The organism is Amycolatopsis pittospori, assembly GCF_013870525.1.
Classification (GTDB): domain Bacteria; phylum Actinomycetota; class Actinomycetes; order Mycobacteriales; family Pseudonocardiaceae; genus Amycolatopsis; species Amycolatopsis pittospori.
Genome location: NZ_JACBXD010000057.1, coordinates 32,789 through 51,011, shown reverse-complemented (window position 1 = coordinate 51,011; position 18,223 = coordinate 32,789). Strand labels below are relative to the sequence as shown.

21 protein-coding genes are annotated in these 18,223 nt (G+C 70.4%); 6 read left to right on the top strand and 15 right to left on the bottom strand.

Going from position 1 to position 18,223, the window contains the following annotated elements; genetic code table 11:
* A partial coding sequence (locus tag H5J31_RS27430; RefSeq protein WP_181775539.1) for a PucR family transcriptional regulator occupies window positions 1-1,172 on the bottom strand: 1,172 nt, incomplete at its 3' end.
* 129 nt (window positions 1,173-1,301) lie between these two features.
* Here H5J31_RS27430 and pruA point away from each other — a divergent pair.
* Together pruA and H5J31_RS27420 are read left to right on the top strand one after the other, a co-directional pair.
* A complete protein-coding gene (gene pruA / locus H5J31_RS27425) occupies window positions 1,302-2,939 on the top strand; it encodes an L-glutamate gamma-semialdehyde dehydrogenase (protein WP_181775538.1) in 1,638 nt (545 codons plus the stop codon).
* A gap of 18 nt (window positions 2,940-2,957) precedes the next feature.
* Window positions 2,958-3,887: a proline dehydrogenase family protein gene (locus tag H5J31_RS27420; RefSeq protein ID WP_181775537.1), complete on the top strand. Its 930-nt coding sequence runs from the start codon at window positions 2,958-2,960 to the stop codon at window positions 3,885-3,887.
* Window positions 3,888-3,976: 89 nt separating this feature from the next.
* On the opposite strand, the gene H5J31_RS27415 is transcribed toward H5J31_RS27420, so the two are convergent.
* A complete protein-coding gene (locus H5J31_RS27415) occupies window positions 3,977-4,333 on the bottom strand; it encodes a thioredoxin family protein (RefSeq protein WP_181775536.1) in 357 nt (118 codons plus the stop codon).
* Window positions 4,334-4,426: 93 nt separating this feature from the next.
* Here H5J31_RS27415 and H5J31_RS27410 point away from each other — a divergent pair, with 93 nt between their 5' ends.
* On the top strand, window positions 4,427-4,669 hold the full coding sequence (locus tag H5J31_RS27410) for a DUF2630 family protein (protein WP_181775535.1): 243 nt from the start codon (window positions 4,427-4,429) through the stop codon (window positions 4,667-4,669).
* Between the two features lie 112 nt (window positions 4,670-4,781).
* Here the strand turns inward: H5J31_RS27410 and H5J31_RS27405 are convergent, their stop codons facing one another.
* The 10 genes from H5J31_RS27405 to H5J31_RS27360 all read right to left on the bottom strand — a co-directional run bounded on the left by H5J31_RS27405 (window position 4,782) and on the right by H5J31_RS27360 (window position 11,713).
* Entirely contained in the window at window positions 4,782-6,347 is a 1,566-nt protein-coding gene (locus tag H5J31_RS27405) for an alpha/beta hydrolase (protein WP_181775534.1), read from the bottom strand.
* 71 nt (window positions 6,348-6,418) lie between these two features.
* Window positions 6,419-7,498 (bottom strand): ATP-dependent DNA ligase, encoded by a 1,080-nt coding sequence (locus H5J31_RS27400; protein ID WP_181775533.1) that lies wholly within the window; start codon window positions 7,496-7,498, stop codon window positions 6,419-6,421.
* Window positions 7,499-7,526: 28 nt separating this feature from the next.
* Window positions 7,527-8,114, bottom strand: a complete 588-nt coding sequence (locus H5J31_RS27395; RefSeq protein WP_181775532.1) for an Asp23/Gls24 family envelope stress response protein — start codon at window positions 8,112-8,114, stop codon at window positions 7,527-7,529.
* Window positions 8,111-8,647 (bottom strand): DUF6286 domain-containing protein, encoded by a 537-nt coding sequence (locus tag H5J31_RS27390; protein WP_181775531.1) that lies wholly within the window; start codon window positions 8,645-8,647, stop codon window positions 8,111-8,113. Before H5J31_RS27390 ends, H5J31_RS27395 begins: the two co-directional genes overlap by 4 nt.
* A 13-nt stretch (window positions 8,648-8,660) precedes the next feature.
* Window positions 8,661-9,044, bottom strand: a complete 384-nt coding sequence (locus H5J31_RS27385; RefSeq protein ID WP_181775530.1) for an Asp23/Gls24 family envelope stress response protein — start codon at window positions 9,042-9,044, stop codon at window positions 8,661-8,663.
* Window positions 9,041-9,217 (bottom strand): hypothetical protein, encoded by a 177-nt coding sequence (locus tag H5J31_RS27380; protein WP_005157087.1) that lies wholly within the window; start codon window positions 9,215-9,217, stop codon window positions 9,041-9,043. The genes H5J31_RS27385 and H5J31_RS27380 overlap by 4 nt, the downstream gene beginning before the upstream one ends.
* Window positions 9,217-9,678 (bottom strand): Asp23/Gls24 family envelope stress response protein, encoded by a 462-nt coding sequence (locus H5J31_RS27375; protein ID WP_181775529.1) that lies wholly within the window; start codon window positions 9,676-9,678, stop codon window positions 9,217-9,219. Before H5J31_RS27375 ends, H5J31_RS27380 begins: the two co-directional genes overlap by 1 nt.
* A 309-nt stretch (window positions 9,679-9,987) precedes the next feature.
* Window positions 9,988-10,413, bottom strand: coding sequence for an Asp23/Gls24 family envelope stress response protein (locus H5J31_RS27370; RefSeq protein ID WP_181775528.1), 426 nt, complete (start codon window positions 10,411-10,413; stop codon window positions 9,988-9,990).
* Entirely contained in the window at window positions 10,413-10,970 is a 558-nt protein-coding gene (locus H5J31_RS27365; protein WP_181775527.1) for an RNA polymerase sigma factor, read from the bottom strand. The genes H5J31_RS27370 and H5J31_RS27365 overlap by 1 nt, the downstream gene beginning before the upstream one ends.
* Complete coding sequence (locus H5J31_RS27360; protein WP_181775526.1) at window positions 10,967-11,713, bottom strand: pyrimidine reductase family protein; 747 nt, start codon at window positions 11,711-11,713, stop codon at window positions 10,967-10,969. Before H5J31_RS27360 ends, H5J31_RS27365 begins: the two co-directional genes overlap by 4 nt.
* 98 nt (window positions 11,714-11,811) lie before the next feature.
* Between H5J31_RS27360 and zapE the strand changes: the two genes are divergently transcribed.
* On the top strand, window positions 11,812-12,846 hold the full coding sequence (gene zapE, locus H5J31_RS27355; protein WP_181775525.1) for a cell division protein ZapE: 1,035 nt from the start codon (window positions 11,812-11,814) through the stop codon (window positions 12,844-12,846).
* Here zapE and H5J31_RS27350 read toward each other — a convergent pair.
* Complete coding sequence (locus tag H5J31_RS27350) at window positions 12,800-13,408, bottom strand: phosphatase PAP2 family protein (RefSeq protein WP_181775524.1); 609 nt, start codon at window positions 13,406-13,408, stop codon at window positions 12,800-12,802. The genes zapE and H5J31_RS27350 overlap by 47 nt on opposite strands.
* An 86-nt stretch (window positions 13,409-13,494) precedes the next feature.
* On the opposite strand from H5J31_RS27350, the gene H5J31_RS27345 reads away from it, so the two are divergent.
* A complete protein-coding gene (locus tag H5J31_RS27345) occupies window positions 13,495-14,403 on the top strand; it encodes an FAD-dependent oxidoreductase (protein ID WP_236005413.1) in 909 nt (302 codons plus the stop codon).
* 202 nt (window positions 14,404-14,605) lie between these two features.
* Here H5J31_RS27345 and H5J31_RS27340 read toward each other — a convergent pair whose 3' ends face one another.
* Complete coding sequence (locus H5J31_RS27340) at window positions 14,606-15,967, bottom strand: DUF2252 domain-containing protein (protein ID WP_181775523.1); 1,362 nt, start codon at window positions 15,965-15,967, stop codon at window positions 14,606-14,608.
* A gap of 31 nt (window positions 15,968-15,998) precedes the next feature.
* A complete protein-coding gene (gene rocD / locus H5J31_RS27335) occupies window positions 15,999-17,201 on the bottom strand; it encodes an ornithine--oxo-acid transaminase (RefSeq protein ID WP_181775522.1) in 1,203 nt (400 codons plus the stop codon).
* A 156-nt stretch (window positions 17,202-17,357) separates the two neighbouring features.
* Here rocD and H5J31_RS27330 point away from each other — a divergent pair, with 156 nt between their 5' ends.
* Window positions 17,358-18,212 (top strand): PPK2 family polyphosphate kinase, encoded by an 855-nt coding sequence (locus H5J31_RS27330; protein WP_181775521.1) that lies wholly within the window; start codon window positions 17,358-17,360, stop codon window positions 18,210-18,212.
* The last annotated feature ends 11 nt before the right edge of the window (window positions 18,213-18,223 follow it).

Here is an 18,223-nt window from a genome sequence, read left to right as displayed (position 1 = left end):
TCGAGATGCCGTTGCGCGGCGCCGACGATCTCCTTGGCCAGCGCCAGGATCCGCGTCTCGGCCTGCTCGGGGAGATCCGGCAGGAGCGCGTAGACGCGGCCGCCGATCACGCTCACCAGCGCGCTCCGCCGATACGCGGCCGTGTGCACGGTGATCAGGTGCACCAGTTCCGCGCGCCGCAGTTGCCGGTCGGTCGCCGCGCGGTCGCGGGGGAGGGAGAACGCCAGCACCACCGCCGGTTTCCCGGGGTCGGCACCGATGTCGTCGGCGACGGACTCCACGTCGAGACGTCCGTCGAGCAGGCCTGCCAGCAGGTCTTCGCGCAGCCGGAGTTCCGGGCTCGGCAGGGTGCGGTGCCGGATGAGTTGCGGGGCGAGCGCCCGGCTCGCACCGAGCAGCGCGACCTCCGCGCTTTCGGTGAGCGGATGCGCGCCCTCCTGGACCCAGATCGTGCCCAGCGGCTGCGACCCGGCGTGGATCCCGGCCGCGATCCGCCGTCGGATGCCCAGGTCGGGCCGCTCGTCGATGCGCACGATGCCTTCACCGGCGCGAAGTCGCTGGTAGACACCCCACTCGCGCAACATCGCGAGGTATCGCTCCGGGCCTTCGCGGCCGAGGATCGAGAGCCTGCGGAGTTCGTCGACCTCGTCTCCCGCCCGCGAATAGGCCAGCACCCGGCTCGCGGTGTCCTCGATGCTGACCAGTCCGCCGGTCAGTGTCGCGATGGTCTGCGCGAGCGAGAACAGATCGCCCAGTACCTCACCGCTGTCCGCCTCACCACCCGCCCGCGCCGCGTCGACGACGCCCCTGGCCAGGGCCTCGACCTGCTCCCAGCGTGCCTCGTGGCCGACCTCGATCAGCGCGATCCCGGCATCGGTCGCGACGTTCACGACGGCGGAGCCGGCCTTCACCGCCACGGCGGCCGCGCCGGAACGCGCCGCCGCCCTGATCGCTCCGGCGGCCGACCGTCCCCGGGCGCCGATCACCAGGACGAGATCACCCGGATGAGCGTCAGGCGGGTCTTCCGGGTCGTGGATCACGACGTCCTCCACCTCGACGCCGAGGCCGCCCGGCGCCGCGAGCACCCTGACCAGCGGTTCCCCGAGCGTGGCGAGGACGTGCCTCAGCGATGCGCCGGGCGCTCCAGTGGGCGATTCTGTAATTACTGACATCACCGAATTAAGCCGATCGGACAAGATGGTCACCCTGATTCTAGCCAGTTGAACAAGCCGCAGCCGAGTCGTCAGGGCTACCGTTCGGGGAGAGACCTCTAGCCGGCGAAGTGAAGTCAGGAGCAGTCAGTGGACGCCGTGACCCAGACCCCCGCCCCGAAGAACGAGCCGGTGCTGAACTACGCACCGGGTAGCGCCGAGCGCGCTGAACTCGAGGGCGCGCTCAAGTCGCTGGGCGGCGCCGACCCCATCGACATCACCGCCACGATCGGCGGTGAGCAGCGCAAGGGCGGCGGCGAGAAGATCGAGGTCGTCCAGCCGCACAACCACAAGGCGGTGCTGGGCGTCATCCACAGCGCGACCGCGCAGGACACCCACGACGCGATCGCCGCCGCGAAGGCCGCCGCCCCCGGCTGGCGCGCGCTGTCCTACGACGACCGCGCCGCGATCATCCTGCGTGCCGCCGACCTGCTGGCCGGCCCGTGGCGCGCCAAGCTGAACGCCGCCACCATGCTCGGCCAGTCGAAGACCGCCTTCCAGGCCGAGATCGACTCCGCCTGCGAGCTCATCGACTTCTGGCGCTTCAACGTCGCCTTCGGCCGTCAGATCCTCGCGGAGCAGCCGGTCAGCTCGCCCGGTATCTGGAACCGGATGGAGCACCGCCCGCTCGAGGGTTTCGTGTACGCCATCACGCCGTTCAACTTCACCGCGATCTCCGGCAACCTGCCGACCGCGCCCGCGCTGATGGGCAACGTCGTGCTGTGGAAGCCGTCGCCGACGCAGAGCTACGCCGCGCACCTGCTCATGCGCCTGCTCGAAGAGGCCGGCCTGCCGCCGGGCGTGATCAACCTGCTGCCGGGTGACGGCAAGGCCGTCTCCGAGGTCGCCCTGACCCACCGCGACCTGGCCGGGATCCACTTCACCGGTTCGACGGCGACCTTCCAGCACCTGTGGGGCACGGTCGGCGCCAACATCGGCAACTACCGCACGTACCCGCGTCTGGTCGGCGAGACCGGCGGCAAGGACTTCGTGCTCGCGCACTCCTCGGCCGACGTCGACATCCTGCGTACCGCGCTGATCCGCGGTGCCTTCGAGTACCAGGGCCAGAAGTGCTCGGCCGCGTCCCGCGCCTACGTCCCGCGTTCGCTCTGGACCGAGCTGAAGGACGAACTGGTCTCCGAGACCGAGGCCATCACCTACGGCGACGTCAACGACCTGAGCAACTTCGGTGGCGCCGTGATCGACCGCCGCGCCTTCGACAAGCACGCCGCCGTCCTGAAGAGCGCCGCCGAGGACGCCGAGGTCGAGGTCATCGCCGGTGGTACCGCCGATGACAGCGTCGGCTTCTTCGTGCGCCCGACGATCCTCGTTTCGGACAACCCGAAGCACGAGATCTTCCGCACCGAGTACTTCGGCCCGATCCTGTCGATCCACGTCTACGACGACAACAGCGACGACGCGTTCGACAACGTGCTGAAGCTGGTCGACGAGACCGCCGACTACGCCCTCACCGGCGCTGTCATCGCCAACGACCGCACCGCCGTCGCGAAGGCCGCCGAAGCGCTGCGCTTCGCCGCCGGCAACTTCTACGTCAACGACAAGCCGACCGGCGCCGTCGTCGGCCAGCAGCCCTTCGGCGGTGCCCGCGCTTCCGGCACCAACGACAAGGCCGGTTCGGTGTTCAACCTGCTCCGCTGGACGAGCCCGCGCTCGATCAAGGAGACGTTCGTTCCGCCCACCAGCGTCCGCTACCCCCACCAGGGCTGAGTTCTCCAGGAGTCCGTGATGTTGCGTGCCCCGTTGCTCGCCGCCGCCCGATCCCGGCGCATGCGCGAGCTGGTCGAGGTCGTCCCCGCCACCCGATCGGTGGTGAGCCGGTTCGTCGCCGGTGACGGGACGCCCGACGCCGTCCGGGTGGTCCGTGAACTGTCCGACGACGGTCTGCGCGTCACCCTCGACCACCTCGGCGAGGACACCACCGACGCCGAGCAGGCCGCGACGACCGTCCGCGCCTACGAAGAACTGCTGTCCGCGCTGGCGGCCGACGGCCTCGCGTTCGGCGCGGACGTCTCGGTGAAGCTGTCCGCGGTCGGCCAGTTCCTGCCCGCCGACGGGGAAAAGGTCGCGCTGGAGAACGCCCGCAAGATCTGTGCCGCGGCCGAAGCGGTCGGTGCCACGGTGACCCTCGACATGGAGGACCACACCACCACCGACTCGACGCTGGGCATCCTGCGGGAACTGCGCACCGAGTACCCGTGGGTCGGCGCGGTGCTGCAGGCCTACCTGCGACGGACCGAACAGGACTGCCGCGACCTCTCCGGTGAGGGCTCCCGCGTCCGGCTGTGCAAGGGCGCGTACGCCGAACCCGCGGAGGTCGCGTTCCAGGACAAGTCCGAAGTGGACAAGTCCTACGTGCGCTGCCTGAAGATCCTCATGCAGGGCAAGGGTTATCCGATGGTCGCCTCGCACGACCCGCGGATGATCGCGATCGCCGAGAAGATCGCGATGGACGCGGGCCGCAAGGCGGACGACCACGAATTCCAGATGCTGTACGGGATCCGTCCCGAAGAGCAGCGCCGGATCGCGGGCGACGGCGAGACGATGCGCGTCTACGTCCCCTACGGCGACGAATGGTACGGCTATTTCATGCGCAGGCTGGCGGAACGCCCGGCGAACCTGGCGTTCTTCCTGCGCGGACTCGCCACCCGGGGCTGACCCGGTCCCAGGTGGCACTGTTCCGCTGAAGTACAAAGGGGCCCTTTCCGGCGAAATCCGCCGGGAAGGGCCCCTTCTTCGTACCGGGCTCAGGCCTCTTGGGCCTCTTCCTTGAGCTTGTCCATGTCGATGTCGCGGGCCTGCTGGATCAGGTCTTCGAGCGTCTTCTCCGGGAGCGCCCCGGGCTGCGCGTAGATGACCGTCTTGTCGCGGATCACCGCGAGCGTGGGGATCGAGCGCACGTCGAACGCGGCGGCCAGCTGCTGCTCGGCTTCGGTGTCGACACTCGCGAACACGATGTCTTCGTGGTTGCCCGACACCTTCTCGTAGGTCGGCGCGAACTGGCGGCACGGCACACACCAGCCCGCCCAGAAGTCGATGATCACGAAGTCGTTCTCGGAAACGACCTGATCGAAGTTGGCGGCGGTCAGCTCCACTGTGCTCATGCCCGGCGTAACGAATGACGGGGGACGCGCATTCCCGCGTTTGCGCGTAGCGTCGGAACGGAGCAGTCCAGGAGAGCTTCGCAGGAGGCACAGATGGCCGACGGGGACATCCTCAGCCGGATCGACGAGCTGGTCAGCGTGGAGCACGAGCTCCGCGCGCGGGCGATCGGCACCGGGCTGAGCTCGGACGACCGGTCCCGGCTCGCCAGTGTGGAGCAGCAGCTGGACCAGTGCTGGGACCTGCTGCGGCAGCGGCGGGCGCGGGTCGAGTTCGACGAGGACCCGGACCAGGCCGCGCCGAGGCCGATCTCCGAGGTGGAGTCCTACCGGCAGTAGTGGCGCTTCGGGGTCGTGAGTGGCGATTCGGGTTCTAACCCGAATCGCCACTCACGACCAGCGCGACCCCACTCGGTACCGGGGCCCTGGTCGCCTGACTTAGGGGTAAGCCTCAAGCGGGGCAGAGCGTCCCGTCGACCGGGATCTTCCCGTCGATCAGGAAGGCTCTCGTCGCGTCGGTGACGCAGGGAGACAGCGGAAGCGCCCCGTGCCCGGCGCCCTGCCAGGTGATCGTCACCGCGCTCGGCATCTGGTCGGCGGCCCGGCCGGTGCCCTGTTCGGGGGTGACCGGGTCGGTCGCGGTGCCCGCGACGAGGATCGGCGGAGCGCCGGGGGCGCCGGCGGGCGGGAGCGGTTCGCGGCGCACGGGCCACGGGCTGCACCACGCGAGTTGCTGCGCGGCGAAGACACCGAACTGCGGGTACTTGTCGCGCAGGGTCGTGGTGACGCGCGTGAGTTCTTCGGCCGAGAGCCGCGTCGCGCTGTCGTTGCATTTGGTCGCGAGCGTGCCGTCCAACCGGGACGGCCGCGCGCGGGTGTCCTTCAGGACCGGTTCGGCGAACGCGGCCAGCGGCGTGACGTCGCCGGTCTGCGCGGTTTTGAGCGCCTCGGCCAGTTCCACCCAGCGTGAGCGCTGTGCCAGCCCCGAATAGACGGCGTACAGCGCGATCCCCGGCGTGATGTCCACCCCGTCGGTGGTCGTCGCGGGCGCGCCTCGGAGCCGGTCCGCGACGGCGCTCACGGCCGAGCGGGCGTCGCCGATCGGGCAGCCCCTGGCGATGCAGTCGGCGCCGAAAGCGTCGAGGGTGGCCTGTGCGCTCGCGGCGACGGACTCCATGACGGCGGTCGCGTCGGCGCCGGGGTCGGGCAGTCCGTCGAGCATGACCCGGCCGACCTGCCCGGGGAACCGAACGGCGTATTCGGCGAGGACCTTCGAACCGTCACCGCGGCCGAGCGCGTGCAGCCGGTCCAGCCCGAGCTGTTCCCGCAGTTCCTCGAGATCGCCCGCGGCGCGCCAGCTGTCCATCGCGACCTGCGAGTCGTCCAGTTCGATCGCGCACTGCTGGCCCGCCTTGCGCGCCGCGTCGACCACGGCTTCGAGGTCGCCCGCCGCCGGGTCGCCGCCGAGCAGGTCGGTGCGGATCTCCGCCGGGATGCACTGGACCGGGGCGGAGTTGCCCGTCCCGCGCCGGTCCACGCCGATCAGGGAGAACTTCTGCAGGTACTCCGGCGGCAGCGCCGCGGCAAGTCGCGCGGCGTAGAGCGAACCCGGTTCGCCGTCGACGTCGTTCACCACGACCAGCGGGATCGGCCCGTCGCCTGCCTTGACGACCGAGAGCCGAGAGAGGCCGCGGCCGGGCAGGTCCGGCGCGTCGAGCGTGGTCGGGACCCTGGCGCAGGAGAACTTCAGCGTGTCCGGCACGGACGGCTGGCCCAGCCGCTGCCGGGTCGCGTCGTCGCAGTCCTCCCATTTGATGGACGGCGACCGCGGTTCGGTCAGCGGCGGAAGCGGCACCTGCTGCGCCACCGGTGGGGTGCCGGAGGTGGGTTTGCCGTCGTTGTCGATCACCGCCGGCCGGACCGACGGCCCTGCGGTGCAGCCCGCGACCACGGCCGCGACCAGGGTCGTCATCAGGATCAGCCGTGGCCTGCGGCGTACGGTGCTGGCGGGGCGCACGGGCTGGTCCTCACTTTCCGGGCATGACAAAACTCTGAGGAGAGCTTCGCAGGTCGGATGTCAGGACACGGTTAGCGGGTGCGTTTGACCTCGCCGCGGAACACCGCGTCCAGGTCGTACCGGGCGACCTCGTCGAGCTGGGCGTAGGTGCAGGAGTCCGGTTCGCGGTCGGGACGCCAGCGCTTGAACTGCGCGGTGTGGCGGAATCGCGACGGGTATCCGCCTTCGGTGTGCTCGTAGCCGACCTCGACCACCTTCTCCAGCTTCAGCGGCACCCACGGAGCCTCCTTGGACTTCCATCGGGTGATGCCGCCGGGAATCCGCTGGTGCTCCTGTACGTTGTCGCCCAGCCAGGGGTGATCGGTCCCGTCCGTGATCAGCGGTGCCAGTTCCTCGGCCAGTTCACGCCTCCGGGTGACCGGGAACGAACCGACGACGCCGGGGTGGTGCAGCACGCCGTTCTCGTCGTACAGCCCGAGCAGGAACGAGCCGACCATCTCGCCCGCTTCGCCGTCGACGTGCCAGCGCAGGCCCGCCAGCACACAGTCGGCCGTCCGCGAGTGCTTGTACTTGAGCAGCACGCGCTTTCCGGGGGTGTACGGCTCGTCGAGCGGTTTCCCGATGACGCCGTCGAGCCCGGCGCCCTCGAACAGTTCGAACCAGTGCCGCGCGATGCCCGGATCCGACGTGGCCGGGGTCAGGTGGACGCCCTCGGACGCCAGTTTTTCCAGCCGTTCCCGCCGCCGCGACGTCGGTTCGTCCAGATAGGATTCGTCGCCGAGCGCCAGCAGGTCGAACGCGACGAACTCGGCCGGGTTCTGCGTCGAAAGGAGCTGCACGCGGCTTTCGGCGGGGTGGATCCGCTCGGTCAGCGCGTCGAAGTCCAGCTTGCCGTCCTTGCCGACGACCAGTTCGCCGTCGAGCACGATCTGCTCCGGCAGGGTGGCCTTCAGCCGCTCGACGACCTCCGGGAAGTACCGGTTGAGCGGCTTCTCGGCCCGCGACTGCAGGGTCAGCTCGTCGCCGTCGCGGAAGACGAGGCAGCGGAACCCGTCCCATTTCGGCTCGAACAGCAGACCGCCGGAATCGGGGATCGCCTTCGCCGGTTTGGCGAGCATCGGCTTGATCGGCGGCGTCAAGGGAAGCGACATGACGGCCATTCTTGCCCTAACGAAGCGCTCAGCGCACCCGTTGAGGTGCGGCCGTGTCGAGTTCGAGCCGGACGGCGGTGGGCAGCACCTCGACCCCGAGTGATTCCCGCGCGCGTGCCAGCACGGTGAGGTCGAGTTGCTCCCAGACTCGTTTGAGGTCGGTGCCCTCGCTCAGCCAGAGCGTGATCCTCAGCGCCGGGTTCTCGGTGTCGCCGACGGCGCGGACCCGGGCGCGCCCGACCCCGTCGATCGTTTCGGCGTCGAGGCGGACGGCTTCGGAGATGGCCGAGGACGTCACCACGAGGTCGTCGTCGAGTTCCAGGTCGGGACGGCCTTCCGTGCGCAGCGACCGGAAGAACCACCACAGGCCCAGCCACAGCAGCAGCACGCCGAGCACGATCGCGCCGGTCCGGGCGGGGAGCGCGTTCTGGGCGAGCCAGTCCAGCGCGATGGGGTCGGCCAGCGGACGGCGGCCGCGGTAGGTGCCGAGCCAGCCGGCGCCGATCGCCACCACCGCGGCCCCGCCCAGCAGCGCGAGGAGTCCGATGAGGACGGTCAGGGTCCGTTCCGTGCCGGTGGAACGGCCGAGTGCCTTGGCGGAGACCGAACGGGTCATCGGCGGTCCTTCGGGGAGTCGACGACGACGGACACCTTCGGCCGCCGCACCAGGGGGACTTCGTCGAGCAGGCCGGAGACCGTCTCCAGCAGCCGCGGGCGCAGCTGCCCTTCGGTCTCCAACCGGCTGGTCGCGCGGACGCGGATCTTCTTGGCCGTGGCGGTGACCTTCGCGCCGGCGACGTTCTCCTGCGCCCGCACGGTCACCCCCACCAGCCGGGCCAGCGATCGCGGCGACGTGGTCACGCTGACCTCGTTCGCCGGGTCGGTCAGCCGGATCGCGCGCCGCCCGGCCGAGGCCGCCGCCAGGATCAGCAGCAGCCCCACGACCGCGACGGCGATCGCGATGTACCGGACCACGGGAGCACTCCAGGACAGTTCCGCGAGCCTGTCGCGCCAGTCGTCCCACGGGACGAACAGCGGCCCACGCCCCGGCCTCCACCAGCCCCAGCCGACTTCGAGCGCGAGCAGGACCCCGGCGGCGGCCAGCGCCAGCCCGATCAGGGCGGACAGCAGGCGGACGAACAGACGCATGCCAGTGCTCCTTCTAGCGGACGCGGGGCGCGATGTCGGGCAGGAGCGCGGAGACCGTCACCGAGATGTCGCGGACCTGGTACGAGGTGATCCGTTCGACCTCCTCGGTGACCCGGGCGCGCAGATCGCCGACGATCCGCCGCACCGGTGCCGGGTACTTCAAGGCCACGTCGAGTACGAGGTCGACGTCGTTGCCCTCACCGCCGACCTTCGCGCTCGCGCCGTGGCTGCCCAGCCCGAGCCCGGCGACGCGCCGCTCGGCCCGAGTGGTCCCCTCGACCTGGTCCGCGGCGTGCTGCGCGATCTTGCGCACCACGGACGGCGCGATGGTGAGGGTGCCGCGATCCTCGAAATCGGCGGAGTCGGCGGGATCGCCGGGGTCGGGCGGGACGGTCATTTGTCGCGGCCCCGGCCGAACAGGTCGCCGAGGTCGAGTTCGCCGTCGAGTACCCGGCCGAGGACGAGGCCGATGACGCCGACGGCCAGGGTCACCAGGAACGCGGTGAACCCCTGGGTCGCGGCGAGGCCGAGGATGAGGCCGGCGAGCAGGCCGGTCTGGGTCCCGTTCATCATTCGACCCGCGAGGTCTCGGTCTCGCCGCCGTTCTCGTCGGGCAGGTGGATGTCGTTGACCGAGATGTTGACCTCGATCACCTCGAGGCCGGTGATCTGCTCGACCTGGCCGATCACGTTGCGGCGCACCGCCCGCGCGACGTCGACGATGCGAGCGCCGTACTCGACGACCACGTCGAGGTCGATCGCCGCCTGCTTCTCGCCGACCTCGACCGAAACGCCGGACGTGGTGACGGTGCCGGAGCCGGGGATACGTTCGCGGATCGCGCCGAAGGCCCGCGAGACCCCGCCGCCCAGCGCGTGGATCCCGGTCACCTCACGGGTGGCCAGCCCGGCCACCTTCTGCACGACCACCGACGAGATGGTGGTCTTGCCGGCGGCTCCTTCCTCGTTGAGGGTCGACCCCGCCCCGACCCCCGCCAAGGCGGTTCCTGGTTTGCTCGCGCTCGGCTGCGCCATGAAGTTCGCTCCTTCTCGGCCGGTGCCGCGCGACCTGCGCGCGCGGCGATCCCTACGCTCTCACCGACCTGGACACGCGCGCATGCCGAGTCGTCACGTGGTGTCCCCCGAATGGGGTAATCACTTCCGGGGGTTCGTCCGTCCACTGTGGAATGGACGGGATCCATCGAGGGGTGAGTCGAACGGGTCTTGTCTCGGGCGACGTGGTGGCGTGGGCGGCGCGCTCGCGTGCTCGGAGACGGATCTCGCGGGCGCGGCGCCGTACATCCGAGTGCGGTAACCGGTCATGCCGCCCGGGTGAACGGGTCCTCAGTCCGGGTGCACGTCGACGACGTGGACGTTGATCGCGGGCGGCGGCGAGCCGAGCTGGCCGGTCAGCGCGGCCCGGACGCGGTGCCGCAGCAGTTCCGCCGCCGACGCCTCCACACCGAACCGGACCGTCACCAGTACCTGGAGTTCGTCGTCTTCGAGTGCGACGGCCGAGATGTACACGCCACCGAGGTCGCGGCCGATCTCGGCGGCGAGCCGCCTGGTCATCAGCACCAGCGCGCGTTCCGAAACCTGGGTCTTGCCGCCTGCCGAGGGAAGGTCGAGCGGTGCCGTGGTGTGCCCGCCGCGAACGCCGCCGACCGAGCGGAGCACGCGTTCGACGAGCCCGGGCGGGGTCGGCACCGGACGGCTCGCGGCGGCGCGCACCTGCTCCCACCGGGGGTCGTCGCGCGGATCCTCGCTCATCACCGTTCCCCGGGTCGGAGGTTGTCGCCGAGTTTCGCGAGCAGCGCGACCCTGGCGCGGTGCAGGCGAGCGCGCAAAGCGGGCACGCTCACCTCCAGGACCTCGGCCATCTCCTCGTAACTCAACCCTTCGAATTCTCGCAGAACCAGCGGAATCCGCTGGCCGACGTCGAGTTCGGCGATCGCGCGCAGCACCGTGCCGACCTGCTCCGCGCTCACCACCTGACCCTCCGGACCAGGCACGACGCCGGCATCGCCCTCGTCGAGCGGCACCGTCGGTTTCCGGCGGCGGACCTGGCCGAGCGCGCCGTTCGTCGTCACCCGGTACAGCCAGGTCGAGACCGCGGACTCGTACCGGAACCCGGGCAGCGCGCGCCACGCGGAAAGCCAGGCCTCCTGGACGACGTCCTCGGCCTCGGAGGCACTGCCGGTGATCCGCAGCGCCACGCGGTACATCTTGGCCGTGTGCCGTCGCACCAAGGTGTCGAAGGCGCCATGGTCCCCGGCGGCGGCCCGGGCCGCCAGCTCCTCGTCCGGAACCGGCGCCGGGTCGCTCACCCGCCCTCCCGGCGGCGATAGCGCAGCATGGTGAAACCGTCCTCGAACAGCACCGAGGCGAGGTCCATCCGCCGCGGGTCCGGGGTGGGACGGCCGTGGGCGATCCGGCGCGCGCCGGCGCCGGCCAGCAGGGGAGCGACGGTCAGGCACAGCTGGTCGACGAGGTCGGCCGCGATCAGGTCGCCGAACAGCATCGGCCCGCCCTCGCAGTCGATCCGGCGCAGCCCGCGTTTCCCGAGGAGTTCGAGGGCGTGGCCCAGGTCGACGTCGTCGGTGCCCGCGACGAGGACGTCGGCACCCGCGCGCTCCAGCTCGGCTCGCGGCGCCTTCTCGGTCGTGATGACGATCGGCGGCACCTTCGTGTCGGTGAACAGCGGACCCGCGGGATCGAGTTCACCGGACCGGGTCACCACGGCGATCGGCGGGACCTCCGAAAGCCCGAGCGCGACCCGGCGCGCGGTGCGTTCGGCGTTGATGCGCGCGCCCCGGTACCCCTCGGCGCGGGCCGTGCCCGCGCCGACCAGGATCACGTCGGAAAGCAGCCTCCCCATCAGGAAGACGCGTTTGTCGGCCGGATGCGAAAGGCCCTCGGACAGCTCGTTGACCGCCGCCGCGCCGTCCGCGGAGCTGACGAAGTTGACCTGGACCCACGGGCGGGTCAGATCCTCGGGATAGCCGTAGAGCCGCTCGAGGTCGGCGTCGGTGACGGCGTCCGCTGGTGTCGTTGGCCACAAAAGCTGCACGGCCCTATCCCAGCACGGGGCCGACGGCACCGCTGAGCGGGGGATACGCCCGTTCAGGGAGGGTGAACGGCCGCCGCCGGTGCCGTTACTCTCGGCGAATGCCCGCCCGCCTGATCGATCGCCGTCCGGAGCTGTCCGCCGACGAGCTGATCACCGCGCTCGTCCCGCCGCCCCGGTTCGACGCGGTCCGGTTCTCCACCTACGTGCCCAACCCGGACGAGCCGAGCCAGGCCGCGGCCGTGGTCGACTGCGGCGCTTTCGCCGCGCGCGTTTCGGAGGCGGCGAACCGGAAGCCGAAGTCGAAGCTGCGGGCGTTGTTCGGCGGCGGGGACGACGCGCCCGCCGGGCCGATGGGGCTCTACCTCGACGGCGGGTTCGGCGTCGGCAAGACCCACCTGCTCGCCTCGACGTGGCACGAAACGCCGTCACCCAAGGCTTACGGCACGTTCGTGGAGCTGACCCACCTGGTGGGCGCGCTCGGGTTCGCCGAAGCGGTGCGGCGTCTTTCCGAGCACCGGTTCCTGGCGATCGACGAGTTCGAACTCGACGACCCGGGCGACACCATGCTCGTCACCCGGCTGCTGCGCGAGCTGACCGACGCCGGGGTCTACGTGGCGGCGACTTCCAATACGCTGCCGGACAAACTCGGCGAAGGCCGCTTCGCCGCCGAAGACTTCCTGCGCGAGATCCAGTCGCTTTCGTCCCGCTTCGGCGTCGCCCGCGTCGACGGCCCGGACTACCGTCACCGCGGGCTCCCGGACGCGCCACCGCCCGCGAGCCCGGAGGAGCTCGAAGCCTCCGCCGCCGCGCATCCCGAGTCCACTGTGGACGATTTCGACGCGCTGTGCGACCACCTGGCGGGGCTGCATCCTTCGCGCTACGGCAGGCTTCTCGACGGCGTGAGCCGGGTGCACCTGCGCGGCATCCACCCGGTACCCGACCAGAACGTCGGACTGCGGCTGGTCGCCTTCGCGGACCGGCTCTACGACCGCGCGATCCCGCTGGTGGTCTCGGGCGAACCGGTGCCACTGCTGTTCACCGAGGAGATGGTGAACGGCGGCTACCGCAAGAAGTACCTGCGCGCCGTCAGCCGTCTGACGGCGCTGGCGCGCGACGCCGTGCAGCCCAGCTGAGCGGTACCCAGGTCGCGCAGACGGTCGAGACGGCGAACAGCGTGCCGCCCACGACGTCGGTCAGGTAGTGGAAGCCCAGGCCGATCATGCCGATCGTGACACCGACGAGCACCACGGCGCCCACGACGGCGATGACGGCCGTCGCGACGCCGGGGCGGGCCAGCAGCACGAGTACGGTCAGCACCGCGACGAGGGCGACCGTATGTCCGCTGGGATAGGCGAGCCAGGTGCTCTTCCAGCGGTCGAAGAGCGGTTTGAGCACCCACGTGTTGGCGAAAATCGCGATGAGCGGCCCCGCGATGGTCAGCGCCGCTTCGGGACGGCGGCGGGCCAGCAGGCACAGGCCCGCGGCGATGAGCGCCACCGGGATCAGGACGTAGGCCTCGGTCGGGAGCACGAGCAGCCGCAGCAGGTCGGCGTCGGCGCCGAAGGTGCGCTGAACCCACCTCTCGGCGAGGGCGTCGGGGCCGGAAAGCCCTTCGCCGGACACCAGTACGCCCAGCACGATCATGATCACCGCGCAGGTCACCGCGATCGGCGCGTACGGCCCTTTTGTGCTCACCGCGCGAGATTACGTGACGGGTGGTTGGCCGCGGCGCACGGTGATCGGTCACCATGCGAAGACGGATCGTGGCGAAGGGGGTTCTCATGCGGATCAGCGTCGTCGGCGGTGGGGTGATCGGGCTGAGCTGCGCCTGCCGCCTCACCGAAGCCGGACACGACGTCACGGTGATCACCGCCACGCGACCCGGCGAGACCACGTCGGCGGTCGCCGGCGGCGTGCTGTTCCCGCCGCTCACGGTGAACTCGGACCGCGTCGACCGCTGGACCGCGACGAGCGTGGAGGAGTACCGCTCCCTCGATGCCCCCGGCGTCCGCATGCTCCGCGGAACCTTCCTCATCCCGCGCGACGCGCCGCTGCCGTCCTGGGCGTTCTCGATGCCGGACCTCGACCACGAACCCGGACGGCTCACCTTCACCACCGCTGTGGTCGACACCCCGGCGTACCTCACCTGGCTCGCCGAGCGGGTCGCCGCACTGGGCGCGCGCACCGAATACCGTGTTGTCTCACGGCTCGACGACCTCGACGCGGACCTCGTCGTGAACGCGGCCGGTCTCGGCGGCGGACCGCTGGCGGGGGACGGCACCGTGGTGCCCGTCGGCGGCCAGGTCGTCCACCTCGCCGACCCCGGGCTGACCGAATGGATCGTCGACGGGGCTTCGCCGGTGCTGAGCCACGTGATCCCGCACGGGCGGCACGTCGTCTGCGGCGGGACCCAGGAGCCCGGCCGCACCGACGTCACGCCGGATCCCGGTGTCACCGCGGACATCGTGCGGCGATGCCGGGACCTCGTACCCGCGCTGGCCGGTGCCGCGGTGCTGGGGTCGAAGGTCGGCCTGCGGCCGTTCCGGCCCGAGGTCCGGCTGGACCGCGACGGGGACGTCATCCACTGCTACGGGCACGGGGGCGCGGGGATCACGCTGGCTTGGGGGGTGCGCGGAGGACGTCGCCGGTCTCGCGGACGGCGGCTAGGTCGCCTGGGCCACCGCATTTAGTCGACTACTTGCGTAGTGAGAGGTACGGCAATCGTGCCGTCTCTCGGTGACCGGGCCCAAGGCGAGTCGTTGCGAAAGCCACTTTCGCAACCTTCAACGTTGCGAAAGTGGCTTTCGCAACGCCATCGCCCGGACGCCCCGAACCGAAATCCCCACGCACGCTCCTGGGGCCCACCGCATTTAGTCGACTACTTGCGCGGGTTTACAGAGCCGCGAAGGCGGCGAAGTCCGCTTCGGTCTGATCCGCGTACCGCAGCGCGTAGGCGCCGATGGCCTCGTCGAGGTCTTCGTCGTTCTCGAAGTACCCGGCGAGCATCTGCGGGTGCAGTGATCGCGCGTGCGCCCGCGCCAGCAAGGCACCCGCGAGACGGCCGTAGTCGTCGAGGTGGTCCTTCTTCAGCTCCGCGGGGTCGATGTCGCCCTTGAGGTTCCGGAACTGCCGCACGATGTACGGGACGCCGTCGATGGTCGTCCAGCCCAGCAGGATGTCCGACTCGGCCTGCACGAGCCGCGCGCCTTCGACGATCCGGCGGCCTTCGTGCTCGGGCGAAGCCAAGCCGAGGTAGGGCGCGAGTGCCGAAGGATTGGCCTGTTTCACTTGCAGCACAAGGTCTTCGCCGCTGTTTCCGTGCAGCAGCGCGACATAGCTGCGGAGTCCGACGCTGCCGGTGCCGACCACGCGGAAGGCCACATCGGACACCCGGTACCGCGAGATGAGGGTCCGCCGCGATTCGCGCAAGGTGTCCACATAGGACACCAGGCCGGTGATCACCGCGTCCGCCGTCGCGTCGTCGACGTGGGTGAGCACGGGCGGGTCTTCGACGAAACGGTGCCGTTCGAGGCCGGTCTCGTGATCGTCGATCCGCCGGGTCCACTTCGCGGTGACCTTGGCGCTGGTGTTCTTCCGCGCCTTCTCGGCCGCTTCTTCGAAGTCGTCGATCAGGTCGTGCGCCCTGACCTTGCTCAGCACCGACGCGTCCGGCAGCGCGTTCCACGAGCGCAGGAACGGCAGCTCCGCGAGTCCCCGGATCGTGCGACGGTAGGACTTCACGGAGTCTTCGGCGGCTTCGCGACATCCTGACTCGCCGATGCCGCCTTCGCGTCCGGCGAGCACGAGGCTCGCGGCGAGCCGCTTGAGGTCCCACTCCCACGGGCCGGGCACGGACTCGTCGAAATCGTTGATGTCCATGACGATTCCGCCTTCGGGCGTGCCGTACAGCCCGAAGTTCGCGGCGTGCGCGTCCCCGCAGAGCTGCGCCGTCAGCCCGGACGCCGGCGTGCCCGCCAGATCCGCGGCCATCAGCCCGGCGGCGCCGCGGTAGAAGGTGAACGGCGACGCGAGCATCCGCTCGCGCCGCAGTTCCACCAGTTCCGGCAGGCGGCCTTCGTTGGTCCGCGCGAAGAACTCCGCCACGGTGGGCCGTTTCCCGCCCGCCGCCGCGTGATCGTGCGCGGACGTCGGCGCCTCGTCCCGCAGTGCCTTACCCCTCGCGAACCAGTCCTCCGGCGTCACCGTCTCGGCGCCGACCAGAGGCCGCTCCACCCACTCCCGCTCGTCTCCCATGGACAGCCAACGTACCGGCCGTCCGAAAGGTTCACCGGGTCTTGACGACCTCCGTGATCGCGTCGATACCCCGGTCGAGTTCCTCACGGCTGATCACCAGCGGCGGCGCGATCCGCAGGGTGTGGTCGTGCGTCTCCTTGCAGAGCACGCCGCGTTCGGCCAGCGCCGTCGACGCCTCCCGGCCGGTCGGCCCGCCGGGCGCGATGTCGATACCCGCCCAGAGCCCTCGCCCGCGGACCTCGGCCAGCCCGTCGCCGACCAGTTCGCCGAGCCGGGCGTGCAGGTGGGCGCCCAGTTCGCGGGAACGCTCCTGGAACTCGCCGGTCTTCAGCAGCCCGACCACGGCCCGTCCGATCGCGCAGGCCACCGGGTTCCCGCCGAAGGTCGACCCGTGCTCGCCAGGCTGCAGCACGCCGAGCACGTCCTTGCCGCCCACGACGGCCGACACCGGCATGATGCCGCCGCCGAGCGCCTTGCCGAGGGTGTAGACGTCGGCGCGGACGCCCTCGTGGTCGAGCGCGAGGACGGTGCCCGTGCGGGCGAGGCCGGACTGGATCTCGTCGGCGATCAGCAGGACGTCGTGCTCGTCGCACAGTCGCCGCGCCTCGGCGAAGTAGCCCGTGGGCGGCACGATCACGCCGGCCTCACCCTGCACCGGCTCCAGGAGGATCGCGGCGGTCCGCTCGGTGATGGCGTCGCGCAGCGCGTCGACGTCGCCGTACTTGACGGTGACGAAGCCCGGCGTGAACGGGCCGAAGTCGGCGCGTGCGGTCTCGTCGGTGGAGAAGGACACGATGGTGGTCGTGCGGCCGTGGAAGTTCGAGCCGGCGACGATGATCTCGGCGGTCCCGTCGGGCACGCCCTTGACCCGGTACGCCCATTTCCGGGCGATCTTCACCGCGGATTCGACGGCTTCGGCGCCGGAGTTCATCGGCAGCGTCATCTCGGTGCCGGTCAGCTCCGCCAGCTCCCGGCAGAAGAGGCCGAGCTGGTCGTGGTGGAACGCGCGCGAGGTCAGCGTGACCCGGCCGAACTGCTCGATCGCGGCGGCGATCAGGCCGGGGTGGCGATGCCCGAAGTTCAGCGCGGAATACCCGGAGAGGAAGTCGAGGTAGGTCTTGCCCTCGACGTCGGTGACCGTGGCGCCTTCGGCGGTGGCGATCACCACGGGCAGGGGGTGGTAGTTGTGCGTGCTCCACTGCTCGTCGAGCGCGATGAAGTCGGCGGTCGTCATGCGTTCAGGTTAGATGCCCATCCAAGGGACTTCATCCGGGAAACGTTGCTTTGACCCGTTGTTCGTTGCGTATCGACTCCTTCGAGTGGCGAAATCATGCATCGGGGTACTCGATCACCGCAGGCGCTCCGCCCGGACCGCGGTTATCGTCGCCGGATGGCGAAAAAGGACCGCGTCTCCGTCCGCGAAGCGCTGAGGATCGGCAAGGGAACCGAGCGGCACGATCCGGGGTCCTTCCCGGTCGGGCCGCACAAGAAGCCCAAAGCACTCAAGGAACTCGCCGAGTCCAGCGGCAAGCTCGCGAAGCTGCAGGAGGCCCTCTACGCGGAGGGCGTCGGCGGCGGGAACCGCAGTCTCCTGCTGGTCCTGCAGGGGATGGACACCTCCGGCAAGGGCGGCACGGTCGGGCATGTCCTCGGCCTGGTCAACCCGATGGGCGTGCGCTACTCGGGGTTCAAGAAGCCGAACGCGACCGAGCGACGTCACCACTACCTGTGGCGGATCCGCAAGCAGCTCCCGGTACCGGGGCAGATCGGTGTCTTCGACCGCTCGCATTACGAGGACATCCTGGTCCCGCGCGTGCAGAAGCTCGTCCCCGCCGCCGAGTGGCGCAAGCGGTACGCCGAGATCAACGCGTTCGAGAAGGAACTGACCGACGCCGGCACGACGATCGTGAAGGTGTTCCTCGACATCTCGCCGGAGGAGCAGCTGAGGCGGCTCAAGGCGAGGCTGGAGACGCCGGCGAAGTGGTGGAAGTACAACCCCGCCGACCTCGACGCGCGAGCCCAGTGGAGCGACTACCAGAAGGCCTACGCCGACGTCTTCGCCAAGACCTCCACCGGGACGGCGCCCTGGCACGCCGTTCCGGCCGACCACAAGTGGTACCGCAACTGGCTGGTCGCGCGGCTCCTGATCGAGACCCTGGAGGGGATGGACCCGAAGTTCCCGGCGGCCGATTTCGATCCTGAGACGGAACTGAAGAAGCTGGAAGGCGTTGGCGTACCCGATTGACCGTCTGAGAG

Bases quoted from the DNA above. Each gene is read 5' to 3' on its own strand.
- H5J31_RS27420 (WP_181775537.1), top strand. From the start codon at position 2,958: ATGTTGCGTGCCCCGTTGCTCGCCGCCGCCCGATCCCGGCGCATGCGC.
- H5J31_RS27415 (WP_181775536.1), bottom strand. From the start codon at position 4,333: ATGAGCACAGTGGAGCTGACCGCCGCCAACTTCGATCAGGTCGTTTCC.
- H5J31_RS27410 (WP_181775535.1), top strand. From the start codon at position 4,427: ATGGCCGACGGGGACATCCTCAGCCGGATCGACGAGCTGGTCAGCGTG.
- H5J31_RS27400 (WP_181775533.1), bottom strand. From the start codon at position 7,498: ATGTCGCTTCCCTTGACGCCGCCGATCAAGCCGATGCTCGCCAAACCG.
- H5J31_RS27395 (WP_181775532.1), bottom strand. From the start codon at position 8,114: ATGACCCGTTCGGTCTCCGCCAAGGCACTCGGCCGTTCCACCGGCACG.
- H5J31_RS27390 (WP_181775531.1), bottom strand. From the start codon at position 8,647: ATGCGTCTGTTCGTCCGCCTGCTGTCCGCCCTGATCGGGCTGGCGCTG.
- H5J31_RS27385 (WP_181775530.1), bottom strand. From the start codon at position 9,044: ATGACCGTCCCGCCCGACCCCGGCGATCCCGCCGACTCCGCCGATTTC.
- H5J31_RS27380 (WP_005157087.1), bottom strand. From the start codon at position 9,217: ATGAACGGGACCCAGACCGGCCTGCTCGCCGGCCTCATCCTCGGCCTC.
- H5J31_RS27375 (WP_181775529.1), bottom strand. From the start codon at position 9,678: ATGGCGCAGCCGAGCGCGAGCAAACCAGGAACCGCCTTGGCGGGGGTC.
- H5J31_RS27370 (WP_181775528.1), bottom strand. From the start codon at position 10,413: ATGAGCGAGGATCCGCGCGACGACCCCCGGTGGGAGCAGGTGCGCGCC.
- zapE (WP_181775525.1), top strand. From the start codon at position 11,812: ATGCCCGCCCGCCTGATCGATCGCCGTCCGGAGCTGTCCGCCGACGAG.
- H5J31_RS27345 (WP_236005413.1), top strand. From the start codon at position 13,495: ATGCGGATCAGCGTCGTCGGCGGTGGGGTGATCGGGCTGAGCTGCGCC.
- H5J31_RS27340 (WP_181775523.1), bottom strand. From the start codon at position 15,967: ATGGGAGACGAGCGGGAGTGGGTGGAGCGGCCTCTGGTCGGCGCCGAG.
- rocD (WP_181775522.1), bottom strand. From the start codon at position 17,201: ATGACGACCGCCGACTTCATCGCGCTCGACGAGCAGTGGAGCACGCAC.
- H5J31_RS27330 (WP_181775521.1), top strand. From the start codon at position 17,358: ATGGCGAAAAAGGACCGCGTCTCCGTCCGCGAAGCGCTGAGGATCGGC.